Raw genomic sequence first — 17,371 nt, 5'->3', positions numbered from 1 at the left:
AGCCACTTAGTAGGACAATTTATGGCAATCCATTCCCGGGCCGGCACCGTTGCCGGCCCGGCTGATGTTATCGACGTCAGCCATCTCATCAGCAGCTATTACACCCTAAAACCCAACCCCAGCCAGGGCGCCGAACAGGTCAGCTTTGGGACCTCGGGCCACCGTGGTTGTGCCCTGAGCCGCTCCTTTAACGAGCAGCACATCCTGGCCATTGCCCAGGCGGTGGTGGATTACCGAAGCGAGCAGGGGTTTACCGGCCCTCTCTACCTGGGGTTTGACACCCATGGCCTGAGTCAGTCCGCCTTTGCCTCTGTGCTGCAGGTGCTGGCCGCCAACGGAGTAACGGTTCGGGTGCAGCAGGAGCGTGGCTTTGTGGCCACTCCTGTGGTGTCTCACGCCATCCTGGATCACAACCGCCAGGGCGGCGAACTGGCCGATGGCCTGATTCTGACGCCTTCCCATAACCCGCCACAGGACGGGGGCATCAAGTACAACCCGCCCCACGGCGGGCCGGCGGATACCGACGCCACCGGCTACATCGCCGACCGTGCCAATGCCTACCTGAGTGACGGCCTGCAGGGTGTGCGTCAGGTGACCCTGGACGTGGCCATGGCCACCGGCCTGGTGGAGCAGGTGGACATGATTGGCACCTATGTGGAGCACCTGGCCGGGGTGATCGATTTCGAGGCGATCCGCAAGGCGGGCCTGAAGATCGGTGTCGACCCCATGGGCGGCTCCGGCATCCACACCTGGCCTCGTATCGCCGAGCGCTATGGCCTGAACATCGAGGTGGCCAACCCGGTGGTGGACCCGGCGTTTGCCTTCATGCCCCTGGATAAGGACGGCAAGATCCGCATGGATTGCTCCTCCCCTTATGCCATGGCCAATCTGCTGAAGATTAAAGATCAGTTCGACATCAGCATTGGCAATGATCCCGACTTCGACCGTCACGGCATCGTCTGTCGCGACGGCGGCCTGATGAACCCCAACCACTACCTGGCGGTGGCCATCGATTACCTGCTGGGGCATCGTCCCAACTGGCGCAGCGACTTGCCCGTGGGTAAGACTCTGGTGTCCAGTGCCATCATCGATAAGGTGGTGGCGGATCATGGCCGGGTGCTGAACGAAGTGCCTGTGGGCTTTAAGTGGTTCGTCAGCGGCCTCCATGGCGGCGACCTGGCCTTTGGCGGCGAGGAGAGCGCCGGAGCCAGCTTCCTGGACAGGGCCGGACACGCCTTTTCCACCGACAAGGACGGCTTCATCCTGGGCCTGCTGGCGGCGGAGATCCTGGCGGTGACCGAAGCATCGCCTGCCGAGCACTACCGTCGTCTGGAGCAGAAGTTTGGTCAGGCGTTCTACAGCCGCATCGATGCCCCGGCCAACGATGAACAGAAGGCGCTGCTGAAGGCGATGGACCCCGAAATGGTCAAGTCCGACACCCTGGCCGGTGAGGCGATCACCGCCAAGCTGACTCAGGCCCCCGGCAACGGTGCGGCCATCGGTGGCCTCAAGGTGACCACGGACAACGGCTGGTTTGCCGCCCGTCCTTCCGGCACCGAGGCGATCTATAAGATCTACGCCGAGAGCCTGAAGAGTGAAGCCCATCTGGCTGAATTGATTGAGGATGCCAAGGCTCTGGTGGACAGTGTGTTCGCCGCCAAGTAAGGCACAGCTTCGCAGAAAACGGCAGCCCTGGGCTGCCGTTTTTTTTTGGCGTGATGCCACGTCAGGTGGCCAGACGGCTTGCCAGAGGTGTGGTGATAAAGGCATGGTTAATGAGTGAGTTGTAGCCTGAGGAATGGGCAGAACAGACAAGGAGCGGTAATGTCAGTGGATTCCATGAGCGGCCTGGAGGTGATGAGTGCCATCGCCACAGGCAAGATCCCCCACCCCAATATGGCCGAGACCATCACCATGAAGGCGGTGTCGGTGAAAAAGGGCGGGGTGGTGTTTGAAGCCCAGGCCGATGAGCGGCACACCAACCCCCTGGGCGGCGTCCATGGCGGCTTTGCCGCCACAGTACTGGACTCGGTGACCGGGTGTGCGGTGCACACCATGCTGGAAGCGGGGCAGGGCTATGGCACCATAGAGCTGAATGTGAAGATGCTCAGGCCGGTGCCCAAGGCGGCCAGACTCAGGGCCGAGGGGCAGGTGGTGAGCATGACCCGCTCCCTGGGGGTCTCCGAGGGTAAGCTCATCGATGAGAAGGGACGGTTATTGGCGATGGCCACGGCCACCTGCATGCTGACCACAGTCAAGGGCTGACGGTTAACGAAAAGCGGGTACCCTTGAGGTGGCGATGGGGGTGCATCTGTCCCAATACGCAGTTTTGATGATGTAAAGGAGAAGGGCCGATGACCGCACAGACTCCGGATTTTATCTATCTTGATGGTGAGTTCCATCCCCTCGATGACTGGCCATCCCTGCCGAAACTCGGCCAGGGTGTCGCTGCGCGTACCGAAGACGAGTGGGAGGCGGTGGACAGAGCCCTGCTGTCCTCCTGTTGCTGGCGCGAATACCTGGGCACCTGGTCCGTTGACGACGGGCGGCTGTATCTGAAGGAGCTCAGGGGTAAGTACCGGCTCACTGACGGCCCGGTGTTTGCCCATTGGTTCAGCGGGGAGCTGCTCCTGCCACAGGGCGAGCTGCTGGATTGCAAGCCGGAACTGGACTTTAAGCTGATCTACGAACGGGCCAGGGTGCTGGAGGTAGAGCAGGGCAGGGTGGTGACCGATCGCATCGAAACCCCGGAGCAGAATTAAGGAGACAGTCTTGAGCAAATTGAGTCTCAGACCGCTGACGGCAGAGGATGAGCAGTGGCTCTATGAGCTGGAGCGCGACCCAGAGGTGATGCGCTTTACCGACCGCGGCCCGCAGACACTGGCGCAAATTCAGGTGCAGATGCCCGATTTGCTGGCCGGTTACGACGATCCCGAGGGATTGAAGCTGTGGGTGGTGGAACACCCCATTCTCGGCAGCATAGGTACCGCCGCCTTCTACCGGGGGGAGAGTGCCCATTACGAGGTGGGCTATAAGCTGGCCCGGCGTTACTGGGGACAGGGATTGGGTAGTGCCACGATGGCGGCGCTGATGAATTGGGTGGCAGACCATCACCCCGATGCGCCTCTGGTGGCGGAAGCCTTCGAGCAGAACGCCGCGTCCGCCCGGATTCTGGAGAAATTTGGCTTCAGGTGCACCCGGCGTCACTTCAACGAGCAACGACAGCTGTGGGATCTCACCTTCGAGCGCCCCGCCATCGAGGCGCTGCCCCTGAGCGTCTAGTTCTCAGCCCTTAGGCCGGAAACAGAGGCTCAGTACAGGGCGATGTGGCAGCTGGGCAGGTCGTGCTTGTCGAAGTAGCCCTGATGGTACTCCTCGGCGCGGAAGAAGTTGGTCACCGGCTCGATGGCGGTGACAATGGTTTTATCCTTCCAGTATCCCTCTGCCTGCTGGTGCGCCTTGGAAGCTTCGGCGGTGTCACGCTGAGTATCATCGTGGAAAAACACCACACTGCGGTACTGGCTGCCGTGATCCTCTCCCTGCTGATTCACCGTGGTGGGGTTGTGGAACTGCCAGAAGGTATCCAGCAGTTGTTGATAGCTGATGCGGGCTTCATCGAACTCTACCTGCACCACCTCGGCGTGACCGGTTTCCCCGGTCTTCACCTGCTCATAGCTGGGGTTGTCCTGATCGCCGCCCATGTAGCCACACACCGCCGAGGTCACGCCATCAAGCTCCTTGAAGAACTGCTCTACACCCCAAAAACATCCTGCACCGAAGGTGGCAATGGCCATAACCTGACTCCTCAATCTGGATTTCTAGACGGCTAAACGTCCGAATGTCCGTAAACTGTATCAGCTCCATGACAGATTGCAACCCCGAATCTTAATCGTCCGGGGTGCCGCTTTGCGGCTTCTGAGGCTACAATGGCCGGCACAAGAAAAAAGCAATTGGAGTGCGACGTGTTATTTGAACACCAGGATCTTTTGGCGCTGACCTTGGCCCATCCCCACCCCCGCAAGCAACCGGAAAGCCGCACCCTGGCCGACGGTACTCTACTGACCCTCATCGACACCGGCATCCTGGCCATCGAACCGGCTGAGCCCGGCGACAGCGACATCGTGCTCTCCTGTGGCGTTCATGGCAATGAGACCGCCCCCATCGAGCTGGTGAATGAGCTGGTGAACGCCATCATCGATGGCAGCCTCACCTGTCGCCAGCGGCTGCTGGTGCAACTGGGCAATACCCAGGCGATGGTCAATGGCACCCGGGGCGTGGCAGAGAACATGAACCGGCTGTTCAGCGGCGCCCACGCCAAGGGGGAGCCCAACGACGAAAAGCGCCGGGCGGCCCTGTTGGAGCAGACAGTCAGAGAGTTCTTCAAAGAGCCGGGACGCAAGCGGTTCCACTACGATCTGCATACCGCCATCCGCGATTCCCAGCGGGAGAAGTTTGCGGTTTATCCCTACCGCCCGGGGCGCCCCTGGAGCATCGAGCAGATTCGCTTCCTGGCCGGGTGCGGCGTGCAGACCATTCTGCTGTCTCACAACCCCACCACCACCTACAGCTACTTCTCCTCCAACGAGTTTGGCGCCGATGCCTTCACCGTGGAGCTGGGCAAGGTGTACCCCTTCGGCAAGAACGACATGAGCCGCTTCGCCTCCTGCAAGGCGCAGCTGGCCAGGTTGATTGCCGCCGAGGCACTAGATTATCCGCCCCTGTCGAAGAGTGTGGTGTTTGATGTCTGCCAGGTGCTGAACAAGCACCATGAGGATTTTCAGTTCACCTTCGCCGATGATCAGGCCAACTTCACCGAGTTTGCCCCGGGGCATCTGCTGGCCAACGATGGCGAGCTGGAGGTGAGGGTCGGGGAGGTGGCGGAGTCGATCATCTTCCCCAACGCCAACGTGGCCATCGGTCAGCGGGCGCTGCTGACCGTGGTGCCCACAGAAATAGACGAACGATTTGAGTAGATTTAGAGTGCCTGGTGAGAAGTCACTGTAAATATTGCGATACAGCTGACAAAGTGTGATCGCGATCATGGATGGCTCCCACCTTGAGCACCCTATGGGCAGGCAGTAACCTTAGCCCAAACATAACAAGGCCAAACCCAGGTTTGGTGATAATAAACGGCCAGGGATGCTGGCCTCAGACACAAGACGGAAGCGAAATAATGAGCCTCGAACCTCAACATCAGGTGCACAAGGCGGTCATGACCTCGGGTCACGCTTTGAAGATCCCTGAACTGAAGATCTTGCAGTCCGACGGAACCCCTTACCCCGGCGCCACCCTGCCTGACATCGATCAGGAACTGGCGCTCAAAATCTATGACACAGCGGTGTTTACCCGGGTACTGGATGAGCGGATGTTGGCCGCCCAGCGTCAGGGTCGCATCAGTTTCTACATGACCTGCATCGGCGAGGAAGCGGCCGTGGTGGGCAGCGCCGCGGCCCTGAGTCAGGATGACATGATCATGGCCCAGTACCGCGAGCAGGCCGCCCTGCGTTACCGCGGTTTCACCACCGAGCAGTTCATGAACCAGATGTTCTCCAACGTGAAGGATCTGGGTAAGGGCCGTCAGATGCCGATCCACTACGGCAGCAACGAGCTCAACTACATGACGGTCTCCTCGCCCCTGGGCACCCAGATCCCTCAGGCCGCCGGCTACGCCTATGGCCAGAAGCGGGCGGGCAAAGAGGCGGTGACCCTGTGTTACTTCGGTGAAGGCGCCGCGTCCGAGGGCGACTTCCACGCCGGCCTGAACATGGCGGCGGTGCTCAACTGTCCGGCCATCTTCTTCTGCCGCAACAACGGCTACGCCATTTCCACCCCCACCTCAGAGCAGTTTGCCGGTGACGGCATCGCCCCCCGTGGTGTGGGCTACGGCATCAACACCATCCGGGTGGACGGCAACGACATGCTGGCGGTACTGGCCGCCACTCAGCAGGCCCGTGCCATCGCCGTGGCGGAGAACAAGCCGGTGCTGATTGAGGCGATGAGCTACCGCCTGGGAGCGCACTCCAGCTCCGACGATCCTTCCGGCTACCGCTCCCGCGAGGAGGAGGCCAAGTGGCGCGAGCACGACCCGGTGCTGCGCTTCAAGCTGTGGTTGCTGGCTCAGGGCTGGTGGAGTGAGGAGCAGGATGAGGCCCTGTATGACCAGTACCGCAAGGAGGTGCTGGCGGCGGTGAAGGTGGCTGAAACCCTGCCTAAACCCGCCTATGACACCCTGGTGACCGACGTGTACGACACCGTACCCGAGCACCTGGAGAAACAACTGCAAGAGACCCGGGATCACATGGCTCGTTACCCCGACCACTACCCCGCAGACAGTGGCAAGGAGGCGTAACCCATGGCCCAGATGAACCTGTTACAAGCGATCAACAGCGCCATGGACATCGCCATGGCCACCGATGACTCCGCCGTGGTGTTTGGTGAGGACGTCGGCCACTTCGGTGGTGTGTTCCGCGCCACCTCCAAGCTGCAGGAGAAGTACGGCAAGGAGCGCTGCTTCAACACCCCGCTCACCGAGCAGGGAATCATCGGCTTTGCCAACGGTCTGGCTGCCCAGGGCAGCACCGCCATCGCCGAGATCCAGTTTGCCGACTACATCTTCCCGGCCTTTGACCAGCTGGTGAACGAGTCCGCCAAGTTCCGTTACCGCTCCGGCAACGAGTTTGACGTCGGCCGCCTGACCGTGCGCACCCCCTATGGCGGTGGCATCGCCGGTGGTCATTACCACTCCCAGTCCCCCGAGGCCTACTTTACCCACACCCCAGGGCTGAAAATTGTGGTGCCGCGCAACCCCTATGAAGCCAAGGGTTTGCTGCTGGCCTCCATCCGCGACGACAACCCTGTGGTGTTCTTCGAGCCCAAGCGCCTCTACCGCGCCTCTGTTGGCGAGGTGCCCGAGGGCGAATACACCATCAGCCTCTCCAAGGCAGAGGTGGTGCAGAGCGGCAGCGACATCACCCTGCTGGGCTGGGGTGCCCAGATGGAGCTGATCGAGAAGGCCGCCAAGATGGCTGCCGACATCGGCATCAGCTGCGAGATCATCGACCTGCGTACCCTGCTGCCCTGGGACGTGGACACCGTGGCCAAGTCGGTATGCAAAACCGGCCGTTTGCTGGTGAGCCATGAGGCGCCCATCACAGGTGGTTTTGCTGGCGAGATCGCCGCCACCATTCAGCAGGAGTGCTTCCTGCATCTGGAGTCCCCCATCGCCCGGGTGTGTGGCATGGACACTCCATACCCCCTGGCGCTGGAGCAGGCGCATATGGCGGATCATCTGAAGATCTTTGAAGCCATCAAGGCCAGCGTAGAGTTTTAAGGGAGCGCAGCATGATTAAGGAATTTATCCTGCCGGACATCGGCGAAGGTGTCGTCGAGTGTGAGGTGATGGACTGGCTGGTGGCCGAAGGTGACGAGATCAAAGAGGATCAGGTGGTCGCCGAGGTGATGACCGACAAGGCCCTGGTGGAGATCCCGGCCCCCTATGATGGCAAGGTGGTCAAATTGCACTACAAGAAGGGCCAGGTGGCCAAGGTGCATGAGCCGCTGTTCTCGGTGGAGCTTAACGGTGCCAGCGCAGAGGTGGCTGCACCGGCTGCCCCCACCAAGGCGCCAGAACCAGAGGCTCCCAAGGCCCAGCCTGCAGTGGCCCCACAGGGCGAGCAGGTGGAAGAGTTTATCCTGCCGGACATCGGCGAGGGGATCGTCGAGTGTGAAGTGGCCGAATGGCTGGTGAGCGAAGGGGATGAGGTGGTCGAGGACCAGCCCATCTGCGACGTGATGACCGATAAGGCCCTGGTGCAGATCCCGGCGGTGAAGAGTGGCACCATCCACAAGCTTCACTATCAGAAGGGGGAGATTGCCAAGGTGCATGAGCCGCTGTTCTCCCTCATGGTGAGTGGTGCGGCTGTGGCCGAGCCTGCCAAAGCGCAGCCCGCCCCAGCGCCAGAGGCGCCATCACAGGCGACCGAACCGGTGAGCCGCCAGACCGCTGCCGACAGCGGCGCCGTGGCCCAGGGCAAGGCCCTGGCCAGCCCGGCGGTGCGGCGCATGGCCCGGACCCTGAATGTGGATATCGCCGAGGTGCCCGGCAGTGGCAAGAACGGCCGGGTCTATAAGGAGGACATTCAGGCCTTTGTGGATGGTCCGAGCCAGCCAGTGGCAGCTTCGCAGCCCGTGGTACAGGCGGTAACTCCCGCCTCTGAAGACCGGGTGGAAGCCATCCGCGGCATCAAGGCGGCCATGGCCAAGCAGATGACCGCCTCGGTGCAGACCATTCCCCACTTCACCTATTGTGAGGAGCTGGATCTGACCGAACTGGTGGCCCTGCGCGCCTCCCTCAAGCAGCGTTATGCCGACAAGGGCATTAAGCTGACCCTGATGCCCTTTATCATCAAGGCGATGTCTGTGGCGGCCAAGGAGTACCCTGTGCTGAACGCCCAGGTGAAAGACGACTGCAGTGAGATCACCTACAAGGGTGACCACAACATCGGCATGGCGGTGGACGGCAAGATGGGACTCATCGTGCCCAACGTCAAGAAGGTGCAGGAGAAGTCTATTATCGAGGTGGCCCATGAGGTGACCCGACTCACCACCGCGGCCCGTGATGGCCGGGTTTCCCCGGAAGACCTGCGTGACGGCAGCCTGTCGGTGTCCAACATCGGCGCCCTGGGCGGCACCGTGGCCACCCCCATCATCAACAAGCCTGAGGTGGCCATTGTCGCCCTGGGCAAGCTGCAGACGCTGCCCAGATTCAACGACAAGGGCGAGGTGGAAGCGCGCACCATCATGCAGGTGAGCTGGTCCGGCGATCACAGGGTGATAGACGGCGGCACCATCGCCCGATTCTGCAACCTGTGGAAGTCGCTGCTGGAGAACCCGGCGGAGATGATGCTGCATCTCAGCTGATGCTCCCGATGGCGGGCCCGTCCGGGCCCGCCAACATCAGCTTTACGCCTGCCCATTCATTTCCCACCCTATTGATGCGCCAAAGTTAAGACAGTTTTGTCCTTCTTAATCGATTTTGTGACTTAGCACGGCGGTTCTAATTAGGTATAATGGCCTCAGACCCAAATTAGAGGCTGTTGTAAAGAATCATGATGGAAGTCCCTCAACTGGACGATATGCACTATCCGTTCCCGCCCAAGCCAGCCAAGCTGAGCGACGAGGAGAAGAAGCAGTATCGTGAGCGCATCAAGACCCTGCTAAAGCAGAAAGACGCCGTTCTGGTGGCCCACTACTACACCGATCCCGAAATCCAGGCACTGGCCGAGGAGACCGGTGGCTGTGTGGCCGACTCCCTGGAGATGGCCCGCTTCGGCAACGAGCACCCGGCTAAGACCCTGGTGGTGGCGGGCGTGCGCTTCATGGGGGAGACCGCCAAGATTCTCACTCCGGAGAAACGGGTGCTGATGCCGACCCTTGAGGCCACCTGTTCCCTGGACATCGGCTGCCCTGCGGATAAGTTTGGCGAGTTCTGTGACCAGCACCCTGACCATACCGTGGTGGTGTACGCCAACACCTCGGCGGCGGTGAAGGCCCGTGCCGACTGGGTAGTGACCTCCTCCATCGCCCTGGAGATCGTCGAGCACCTGGACAGCGAAGACAAGAAGATCATCTGGGGGCCTGACCGTCACCTGGGTGGCTACATTGCCAAGCAGACCGGTGCCGAGATGATCATGTGGCAGGGCCACTGTGTGGTGCACGATGAGTTCAAGTACCGCGCTTTGGTGGATCTGAAGAAGCAACACCCGGAAGCCGCCGTGCTGGTGCACCCTGAGTCGCCGGATTTCATCGTCGAGATTGCCGACGCGGTGGGTTCCACCAGCCAGCTGATCAAGGCCAGCCAGGAGCTGCCCAATAAGACCTTCATCGTGGCCACCGATCGCGGCATCTTCTACAAGATGCAGCAGCTTTCTCCTGAGAAGACCTTCCTCGAGGCCCCCACCGGCGGTGACGGCGCGACCTGTCGCAGCTGTGCCCACTGCCCCTGGATGGCGATGAACGGCCTGCAGGCCATTGAGCGTTGCCTGAACACCGACGACCTGACGGATCATGAGGTGTTCGTTGACGAGTCTCTGGCTGAAAAGGCGATGATTCCGTTGAACCGGATGCTGGATTTTGCCGCCGAGCTGCGTATGCAGGTGAAGGGCAACGCCTGACACCAAGGCGATAACAGGAAACGGGGCTTATGGCCCCGTTTTTTTATGCCTTCAACCCATCAGTAGCGGGTGGTGATCTCGCCGGTGAGACCGTTATAGGTGAGCCTGGGGCTGGCCAGGCCCTCCCCGGAGGCGACATAGTAGAGATCACACTGGTGAATGCCGGCGTAATGGATCACCAGGGTGTGGTAGTTGGCCGCGTCCTGGTAGCTGGCCTCGGTTTGGGCCAGGGCGCTGATGTTGTGCTCGGGAATCGGTTCGAGCAGTCCCTCCACCGTCTGCAGGCAGTCGGCAAAGTCACTGATTCGGCCATCTCCCAGTCCGGCCTCCGGGTAGCAGCTGCCCAGGGTGCTGGAGCGCACCCCCAGCTCCGGAAAATCGAGGCCGCCGCCGATCCCCAGGGCGCCCTGACCGACGATATCGCCCCCCCTGGCCATGCACAGGCCGTGAAACTGGCCCACCGCAGAGCTGAAGGCGCCAAAGATGGTTCTGGCCTGAGCCTGGTGGGCATCGTCATTCAGGGAAACAAGGCGCGGCAGGGCAACGGCCGCAAGCAGGGCCAGCAGTATGATGACAACCAGGATCTCTATGAGGGTAAATCCTCGTGATGGCAAAGGAGTGACTCCCGACTCTTGTTGGTGTGTTCGAGGATAGAAAACTGATGTCCCTGGGTAAAGGTCAATGTTCGCAAAGCCTGACTCAGGTTCGCGGTCTAGACTGAACACTGTTGAATTGAGGAGATAACCTATGACGCGCCGGTTGATCCCCGAGTTGCAGCCGCGACTGGCAGCCCTGTATCAACATGCGCTTGAGCAGGGGAGGGCGATGGATTGTCATGGGGATAGTGAGCCGCTGCACAAGTACCGAGTGGCCCTGCGCAAGTTGCGCTGTCTGCTCAAGCTCTACCGCCCCTATTTGCCGGAACAGCCGGTGCAGTCGCTGCTGGTTAGCACAGGTCAGCAGGCGCGCATCAGCAACCGGATGCGGGATCTGGATGTGTTTGCCGAATCTCTTGGGCCCGAGCACCCATTGGCTGCTCAGGTGCAGCGATGGCGGCAGCAGAGTTTCACCGAGCTTTACCTTGCTCTGGGTCAGCTCAAGCGGGAGAGGGCGCTGTGTCAGACTTGTCTCTCCCTGCCCTGGGGCAAGGGCAAGGGGGCTTTTGATGCAATAACCGATAAGGTGGAGCACAAGCTGACCCGCAAGGCACAGAAGGACCTGCACAAGGCCAGAGAGAGCGGTGCCACCGAAGATTGGCACCGGCTGAGGCTGAGAATCAAGGCGCAGCGTTACCTCAAAGAGGTGTGTTTGCCTCACAAGCCCTGGACGCGGGAGAAGGCGCTGCAGGATGCACTGGGGGAGTTTAATGACAGCTGCAGCCAGATAGGGTTTCTCGAGTCCAGATTGGATGAAGTGGGTGCCGACACGAGGCCGCTGATGGAGAGCCTGCTTCGGGAAACCCGCGAACGACAAGCCAGGCAAGTGGCCGAGCTCAACCAACAGAACTGGCACTCTGAACAAAATTAGAGCATTCAACAGAAAAACCGAAAAAAGGGTTTGCAATCCCCGCCCCGCCTCCCTAATATACGCATCCGCAGCAACGATGAAGCATCGCTGTTCGCAACAAATTGGTTAGGTGTCCGAGTGGCTGAAGGAGCACGCCTGGAAAGTGTGTATACGGCAACGTATCGAGAGTTCGAATCTCTCCCTAACCGCCATATAAAGAAAAAGCCCCTGCACGAAGTGCAGGGGCTTTTTCTTTATGCGCGTTACGGGAGAACTTGGTTTGAGCTCTCCAGTTCGCAACGGAGCGAAGCATGAGCGGAGTAACGCCGAAGGCGATCATCTCTCCCTAATTCTGTCGCACTTTGTCCCTTCGACGCTCGGTGCAGGGGCTTTTTCTTTATGCGCGTTACGGGAGAACTTGGTTTGAGTTCTCCAGTTCGCAACGGAGCGAAGCATGAGCGGAGTAACGCCGAAGGCGATCATCTCTCCCTAGTTCGGCCCCACGGTGGTGGTTTGAAGAGCTGCCTGTGGATTCTTCGCTAAGACAGCGTCGTTGATTCGTGCCGCTTCCGGCGATCATCTCTCCCTAGTTCGGCCCCACGGTGGTAGTTCGAAGAACTGTTTCTCTAATCCTTCCTCTATTCAAGGTTTTGATTCGTGCCGCTTCCGGCGATCATCTCTCTCTAATTCGGCGCCGCAATGGCAGTTCGAAGAGCTGTTTTCCCAACTTTCTTCTATGTCGGGCTTTGACCCTTATTGCTAGAGGCGATCATCTCTCCCTAGTTCGGCCCCACGGTGGTGGTTCGAAGAGCTGTTTTTCCAATCCGTTCTCCGCCTATGAGCGCCGCTGCTCCCCAATTGCGACTATCCTTGATGGTTATTGCCTGAAGTTGCGCCCCTAAGGAGTCGCTGTGGCCCTCACCCGAACCCTGGCCAGGCGTCTGGTCAACTACCAAGACAATCGCTGCCTGGGGGCCAGGTTGAGGCGGGCCAGGCTGGAGCCCTTACTGGAGATGATTCGGCGCCTGTCGGTTCGGGGTCAGACGGTGACACTGCTGGACATTGGCGGCACCGAGCAGTACTGGCGCATCGTGCCTGAGTCCTTTTTGTCAAAGCACAGGGTGGAGATCACCATTGCCAACCTTGCGCCTCACAAGCGAGACACGGGTTGTGGTCACTTTCGCCAGCTTAAAGCCGATGGTTGTGACCTGAGCCTGTGCGAGGACCGAAGCTTTCATCTGGTGCACTCCAACTCGGTGATCGAGCATGTGGGCGACTGGCAGCGGATGAAGCGCTTCGCCGCCGAGATAGCCCGGGTCGGCCAGGGTTATTTTGTGCAGACCCCTCACTACTGGTTTCCCATGGAGCCTCACTGCCTGACCCCCTGCTTTCACTGGTTGCCCCGCCCCTGGCAACTGGCCCTGGTGAGGCGTTTTGCCCTGGGAAACTGGAAGCAGGCGAGAAATCTGGATGACGCCATCGTCACAGTTGACAGTGCCCGGCTGCTGACTACCCCGATGATGGCGGAGCTGTTTCCCGATGGTGAGCTTCGCTATGAGCGTATCCTGGGTCTGCCCAAGTCCATTCTTGCCCTTCGTCAGCCACCCTTTCCTTGAGCCCGGGTCACTGCCCCTGCTACCATGAAATCTGTTTAGATATCGAGAGGATAAACAGTGTCCAAGTACATTATTATCGCCATGGTCGTGCTGCTGATCGGCTACTTCTTCTATAAGAGTTCCGCCAATGGCAAGGTGGCTCAGGAGAATGCCCTTATCGGCGACGAGTTTCTTGAAGAGAACGGCAAGCGCGATGGGGTGATCACCACAGACAGTGGCCTGCAGATGCTGGTGCTGCAACCTGGCGCCGGTGCCGTGCACCCAACGGCCAAGGACAAGGTGAAGGTTCACTATCACGGCTCTCTGCTCGATGGCACCGTGTTTGACAGCTCAGTGGATCGCGGTGAACCCATCGAGTTCAAACTGAACCAGGTGATCCCAGGCTGGACTGAGGGCGTGCAGCGCATGGTTGAGGGTGAGAAGACCCGCCTGTTTATCCCCGCCCGCCTGGCTTATGGCAACCGCGGTGTGGGCAAGATCCCTCCCGGTTCCCTGCTGATCTTCGAAGTGGAGCTGCTGGCCATCAACTAAGGCCAATACTTCAGTGAGAAAGGCGCCCCAGGGTTTTCCCCGGGGCGTTTTTTTGTGCCTGAATACTTCAGAGTGAGCAGTAAGGTCACTGCCTTTGACAAGAAAGGTCATTATCAAACCCCGCCACCTTGCCTAGAGTGATAACAGGCTCACTTCAGCAAGGACGATTGATGACTCAGCACGCCTACCTCTTTGATGCCATCCGCACCCCCAGGGGGCGGGGCAAGGCAACCGGGGCCCTCCACGAGGCCAAACCCATCTCTCTGCTCACCTCACTGCTTGCCAGTCTGCAGCAGCGTAACGGCTTCGATACCCGCGCGGTGGACGACGTGGTCCTCGGCTGCGTGTCCGCCGTGGGGGATCAGGGGGCGGACATCGCCAAGACCGCCACCCTGGCTGCGGGCTGGGACGACGATGTGGCCGGAGTGACCCTCAACCGCTTCTGTGCCTCCGGGCTGGAGGCGGTGAACATGGCGGCGATGAAGGTGCGCTCCGGCTGGGAGCAATTGGTGGTGGCCGGCGGGGTGGAGTCCATGTCCCGGGTGCCCATGGGCTCCGACGGCGGCGCCTGGGCCAATGACCCTGCCACCAACCTGGCCACCGGATTCATGCCCCAGGGCATCGGTGCAGATCTGATTGCCACCCTGGATGGTTACTCCAGGCAGGAGCTGGACAGCTTCGCCCAGCGTTCTCACCACAATGCGGCGGCCGCCTGGTCGCGGGGGGCCTTTGCCAACAGCGTGCTGCCGGTGACCGACCAAAACGGATTGACCCTGTTGGACCAGGATGAGCTGGTGCGGCCGGACTGCACCCTGGAGACCCTGGGCAAGCTCAAGCCCTCCTTCCAGGCGCTGGGGGAGATGGGCTTCGATGAGGTGGCCCGTGCCAAGTATCCCCAAGTGGAGCGCATCGAGCACCTGCACACCCCGGGCAATGCCTCGGGCATCGTCGATGGCGCCGCCCTGGTGCTGGTGGGCAGCGAAGCCGCCGGTCAGCAGTTCAATATGACGCCCCGGGCCAGGGTGATGGCCACCGCCGTGGTGGGCACCGACGCCACCATCATGCTCACCGGGCCGGCTCCGGCCGCCCGCAAGGCGCTGGCCCTGGCCGGGCTGAGCGCAGACGACATCGATCTTTATGAGGTCAATGAAGCCTTTGCCTCGGTGGTGCTGCGCTTTATCAAGGAGATGGATGTGCCCCTGGATAAGGTGAACGTCAATGGCGGCGCCATCGCCATGGGCCACCCTCTGGGGGCCACCGGCGCCATGATTTTGGGGACCCTGCTCGATGAGTTGGAGGCCAGGGATCTGAAGCGGGGCATGGCGACCCTGTGCGTGGGCGGTGGCATGGGCATCGCCACCATCATTGAGCGAGTCTGAGGGAGCAGATGATGAGCAGCATACGAATCGAACTGGAGAGCGATGGCACCCTCCATCTGGTGCTGGATAAACCCGGCGCCTCCGCCAACCTGATGGACCGGGCCTTTGCCGAGGACCTGGCTGAGACCGTGTCAGCCATCCAGGAGATGGACTACAAAGGCATTATCTTGCGCTCTGCCAAGAGCACCTTCTTTGCCGGAGGCGATCTGGGTCAGATTGCCCAAGTGACCCGGGAGAGCGCCGAACCTTTCTACACCATGGTGGAGTCAATCAAGGCCAGTCTGCGGGCCCTGGAGACCGGTGGCAAACCTGTGGTGGCCTGCATCGGCGGTGCCGCCCTCGGCGGTGGCTGGGAGTTGGCCTTGGCCTGTCATCACCGCATCGCCCTGGACAGTAAGGGGGTGGGAATCGGGCTGCCCGAGGTCACCTTGGGGCTGTTGCCTGGCGGGGGAGGCGTGGCCCGCACCGTGCGCATGTTCGGCTTACAGCAGGCGTTGCCCCTGTTGACCGAGGGGCGGCAGTTCTCCCCGGCCGAGGCGTTGGAGGCGGGCCTGGTGCACCAATTGGCAGACTCGGAGCAGGGCATGTTGCAGGCGGCCAGAGAGTATATCCAGGCTCACCCCCAGGTGGCTCAGCCCTGGGATGAGAAGGGCTATCGCCTGCCCGGTGGCAGCCCCAGCTCTCCCAAGGTGGCGCAGATGCTGGCGGTGGCCCCGGCCATGCTGCGCAAGAAGACCAAGGGGGTGATGCCGGCGCCGGAGGCGATTCTCTGCGCCATGGTGGAGGGGGCCCAGGTGGACTTTGATACCGCCTGTCGCATCGAGTCGCGCTACTTCGTCGAGCTGGTGTGCAGCCAACAGGCGAAGAACCTGATCAACACCTTCTGGTTTGAACTCAACGCCATTAAGGGCGGTGCCGGGCGTCCTGAGGATGTCTCCTCCTCCAGAGTGACCCGGGTCGGGGTGCTGGGCGCCGGGATGATGGGGGCGGGCATCGCCTACGCTGCCGCGTCCAGGGGCATCGAGGTGGTGCTCAAGGATGTCAACCTGGCTCAGGCACAGAAGGGCAAGGCCTACAGCGAGGCCCTGATGGCGAAGCGGGTCCAGCGGGGGCGCAGCAGCGAGGTTCAGGCTCAGCAACTGCTCGAACGCATAGTGCCGACGGAATCGGCGGCGGATCTGGCCGGGTGCGAGCTGGTGATAGAGGCGGTGTTCGAGAACCGCGACCTCAAGGCTAAGGTGACCCGGGAGGCGGAAGCGGTGCTGGCGGACACTGCCCTGATGGCGTCCAACACCTCGACCCTGCCCATTACCGGCCTGGCCCAGGCCTCCAGGCAACCGCAGCACTTCATTGGCCTGCACTTCTTCTCACCGGTGGACAAGATGCCCCTGGTGGAGATCATCAGCGGCCAACAGACCTCGTCTGAGTCCCTGGCCCGGGCCTATGACTTCGTGCTGCAACTGGGCAAGACCCCAATAGTGGTCAACGACAGCCGTGGTTTCTTCACCTCCCGGGTGTTCGGCACCTTTACCAACGAAGGGATCGCCATGCTGGCACAGGGGGTGGCGCCCGCCGCCATCGAGAATGCCGCCTGGTTGGCGGGGTTCCCCGTGGGACCCCTGGCGGTCTCCGATGAGGTCAGCCTGACCCTGATGGAGAAGATCCGCAACCAGACGGTGGCGGACCTGGCCGAGGAGGGGGTAACTGCCCCTCCCAAGGAGGCGGATCCGGTGATTGACCGTATGTTGGAGCTGGAGCGGGCCGGTAAGGCTGCCGGCCGGGGCTTCTACGACTACCCAAAAGGGGAGAAGAAGCGGTTGTGGAGCGGCCTGGCCGGGTACTTCCCTCAGGCCGAGGTTCAGCCGGAGGTGCAGGAGCTTAAAGAGCGGCTGCTGTTCATCATGGCGGTGGAGACGGCGCGCTGCATGGAGGAGGGGGTGCTCAACCATCGGCGGGATGCGGATGTGGGCTCCATCTTCGGCATCGGCTTCCCCGCCTGGAGTGGCGGCGCCATTCAGTTTATCGACCACCTGGGCCCCAAGGCCTTTGTGGCCCGGGCGGACCAACTGGCCGAGAACTACGGCGAGCGTTTCCGGGTGCCCGACGGCCTCAGAGCGCGGGCTGCTAAAGGTCAGGGCTATTGATTCCAATCGATTTCAAGGAGGAG

At 61.1% G+C, this 17,371-nt stretch carries 16 protein-coding genes and 1 tRNA gene; 15 read left to right on the top strand and 2 right to left on the bottom strand.

Annotated features, from left to right (window positions below):
• Positions 1-21 precede the first annotated feature (21 nt).
• The 4 genes from pgm to QUE41_RS14395 all read left to right on the top strand — a co-directional run bounded on the left by pgm (position 22) and on the right by QUE41_RS14395 (position 3,282).
• A complete protein-coding gene (gene pgm, locus QUE41_RS14410) occupies positions 22-1,665 on the top strand; it encodes a phosphoglucomutase (alpha-D-glucose-1,6-bisphosphate-dependent) (protein ID WP_286339706.1) in 1,644 nt (547 codons plus the stop codon).
• Positions 1,666-1,824: 159 nt separating this feature from the next.
• Positions 1,825-2,265 (top strand): PaaI family thioesterase, encoded by a 441-nt coding sequence (locus QUE41_RS14405; protein WP_286339705.1) that lies wholly within the window; start codon positions 1,825-1,827, stop codon positions 2,263-2,265.
• Positions 2,266-2,354: 89 nt separating this feature from the next.
• A complete protein-coding gene (locus QUE41_RS14400) occupies positions 2,355-2,762 on the top strand; it encodes a hypothetical protein (RefSeq protein WP_286339704.1) in 408 nt (135 codons plus the stop codon).
• 10 nt (positions 2,763-2,772) lie between these two features.
• Positions 2,773-3,282 carry a GNAT family N-acetyltransferase gene (locus QUE41_RS14395; RefSeq protein ID WP_286339703.1) on the top strand — a complete coding sequence of 170 codons (510 nt, stop codon included), beginning with the start codon at positions 2,773-2,775 and terminating at the stop codon, positions 3,280-3,282.
• A 29-nt stretch (positions 3,283-3,311) separates the two neighbouring features.
• Here QUE41_RS14395 and msrA read toward each other — a convergent pair whose 3' ends face one another.
• Positions 3,312-3,794, bottom strand: coding sequence for a peptide-methionine (S)-S-oxide reductase MsrA (msrA, locus tag QUE41_RS14390; RefSeq protein WP_286339702.1), 483 nt, complete (start codon positions 3,792-3,794; stop codon positions 3,312-3,314).
• 132 nt (positions 3,795-3,926) lie between these two features.
• Between msrA and astE the strand changes: the two genes are divergently transcribed.
• The 5 genes from astE (at position 3,927) to nadA (ending at position 10,172) form a co-directional block, all read left to right on the top strand.
• Positions 3,927-4,973, top strand: coding sequence for a succinylglutamate desuccinylase (gene astE, locus QUE41_RS14385; protein WP_286339701.1), 1,047 nt, complete (start codon positions 3,927-3,929; stop codon positions 4,971-4,973).
• Positions 4,974-5,173: 200 nt separating this feature from the next.
• Positions 5,174-6,349: a thiamine pyrophosphate-dependent dehydrogenase E1 component subunit alpha gene (locus tag QUE41_RS14380; RefSeq protein ID WP_286339700.1), complete on the top strand. Its 1,176-nt coding sequence runs from the start codon at positions 5,174-5,176 to the stop codon at positions 6,347-6,349.
• A 3-nt stretch (positions 6,350-6,352) separates the two neighbouring features.
• Positions 6,353-7,330, top strand: coding sequence for an alpha-ketoacid dehydrogenase subunit beta (locus tag QUE41_RS14375; protein WP_286339699.1), 978 nt, complete (start codon positions 6,353-6,355; stop codon positions 7,328-7,330).
• A gap of 11 nt (positions 7,331-7,341) precedes the next feature.
• Entirely contained in the window at positions 7,342-8,919 is a 1,578-nt protein-coding gene (locus QUE41_RS14370; protein WP_286339698.1) for a dihydrolipoyllysine-residue acetyltransferase, read from the top strand.
• A gap of 188 nt (positions 8,920-9,107) precedes the next feature.
• The gene (nadA, locus tag QUE41_RS14365) at positions 9,108-10,172 is read left to right on the top strand and encodes a quinolinate synthase NadA (protein ID WP_286339697.1); all 1,065 of its coding nucleotides are present in this window, start codon (positions 9,108-9,110) and stop codon (positions 10,170-10,172) included.
• 59 nt (positions 10,173-10,231) lie between these two features.
• Here the strand turns inward: nadA and QUE41_RS14360 are convergent, their stop codons facing one another.
• Positions 10,232-10,786, bottom strand: coding sequence for a prepilin-type N-terminal cleavage/methylation domain-containing protein (locus QUE41_RS14360; RefSeq protein ID WP_286339696.1), 555 nt, complete (start codon positions 10,784-10,786; stop codon positions 10,232-10,234).
• A 133-nt stretch (positions 10,787-10,919) separates the two neighbouring features.
• Between QUE41_RS14360 and QUE41_RS14355 the strand changes: the two genes are divergently transcribed.
• The 6 genes from QUE41_RS14355 to QUE41_RS14330 all read left to right on the top strand — a co-directional run bounded on the left by QUE41_RS14355 (position 10,920) and on the right by QUE41_RS14330 (position 17,348).
• Positions 10,920-11,699, top strand: coding sequence for a CHAD domain-containing protein (locus QUE41_RS14355; protein WP_286339695.1), 780 nt, complete (start codon positions 10,920-10,922; stop codon positions 11,697-11,699).
• Between the two features lie 103 nt (positions 11,700-11,802).
• A tRNA-Ser gene (locus QUE41_RS14350) sits at positions 11,803-11,890 on the top strand.
• A gap of 699 nt (positions 11,891-12,589) precedes the next feature.
• Positions 12,590-13,294, top strand: a complete 705-nt coding sequence (locus QUE41_RS14345; protein ID WP_286339694.1) for a methyltransferase domain-containing protein — start codon at positions 12,590-12,592, stop codon at positions 13,292-13,294.
• A gap of 81 nt (positions 13,295-13,375) precedes the next feature.
• Positions 13,376-13,825: a BamJ family beta-barrel-assembly machinery protein gene (bamJ, locus tag QUE41_RS14340; RefSeq protein ID WP_502876028.1), complete on the top strand. Its 450-nt coding sequence runs from the start codon at positions 13,376-13,378 to the stop codon at positions 13,823-13,825.
• 170 nt (positions 13,826-13,995) lie between these two features.
• Positions 13,996-15,204, top strand: coding sequence for an acetyl-CoA C-acetyltransferase (locus QUE41_RS14335; RefSeq protein WP_286339692.1), 1,209 nt, complete (start codon positions 13,996-13,998; stop codon positions 15,202-15,204).
• An 11-nt stretch (positions 15,205-15,215) separates the two neighbouring features.
• Positions 15,216-17,348: a 3-hydroxyacyl-CoA dehydrogenase NAD-binding domain-containing protein gene (locus QUE41_RS14330; RefSeq protein ID WP_286339691.1), complete on the top strand. Its 2,133-nt coding sequence runs from the start codon at positions 15,216-15,218 to the stop codon at positions 17,346-17,348.
• The last annotated feature ends 23 nt before the right edge of the window (positions 17,349-17,371 follow it).

The sequence above is a fragment of the Ferrimonas sp. YFM genome (assembly GCF_030296015.1).
In the GTDB taxonomy this organism is placed as follows: domain Bacteria; phylum Pseudomonadota; class Gammaproteobacteria; order Enterobacterales; family Shewanellaceae; genus Ferrimonas.
Note: the sequence above shows the minus strand (reverse complement) of the source record. Positions and strands in the feature narration are given on the sequence as shown.

Coding starts and splice junctions, on each gene's coding strand:
- pgm (WP_286339706.1), top strand. CDS start 22: ATGGCAATCCATTCCCGGGCCGGCACCGTTGCCGGCCCGGCTGATGTT.
- QUE41_RS14405 (WP_286339705.1), top strand. CDS start 1,825: ATGTCAGTGGATTCCATGAGCGGCCTGGAGGTGATGAGTGCCATCGCC.
- QUE41_RS14400 (WP_286339704.1), top strand. CDS start 2,355: ATGACCGCACAGACTCCGGATTTTATCTATCTTGATGGTGAGTTCCAT.
- msrA (WP_286339702.1), bottom strand. CDS start 3,794: ATGGCCATTGCCACCTTCGGTGCAGGATGTTTTTGGGGTGTAGAGCAG.
- astE (WP_286339701.1), top strand. CDS start 3,927: ATGGCCGGCACAAGAAAAAAGCAATTGGAGTGCGACGTGTTATTTGAA.
- QUE41_RS14380 (WP_286339700.1), top strand. CDS start 5,174: ATGAGCCTCGAACCTCAACATCAGGTGCACAAGGCGGTCATGACCTCG.
- QUE41_RS14375 (WP_286339699.1), top strand. CDS start 6,353: ATGGCCCAGATGAACCTGTTACAAGCGATCAACAGCGCCATGGACATC.
- QUE41_RS14370 (WP_286339698.1), top strand. CDS start 7,342: ATGATTAAGGAATTTATCCTGCCGGACATCGGCGAAGGTGTCGTCGAG.
- nadA (WP_286339697.1), top strand. CDS start 9,108: ATGATGGAAGTCCCTCAACTGGACGATATGCACTATCCGTTCCCGCCC.
- QUE41_RS14355 (WP_286339695.1), top strand. CDS start 10,920: ATGACGCGCCGGTTGATCCCCGAGTTGCAGCCGCGACTGGCAGCCCTG.
- bamJ (WP_502876028.1), top strand. CDS start 13,376: ATGGTCGTGCTGCTGATCGGCTACTTCTTCTATAAGAGTTCCGCCAAT.
- QUE41_RS14335 (WP_286339692.1), top strand. CDS start 13,996: ATGACTCAGCACGCCTACCTCTTTGATGCCATCCGCACCCCCAGGGGG.
- QUE41_RS14330 (WP_286339691.1), top strand. CDS start 15,216: ATGAGCAGCATACGAATCGAACTGGAGAGCGATGGCACCCTCCATCTG.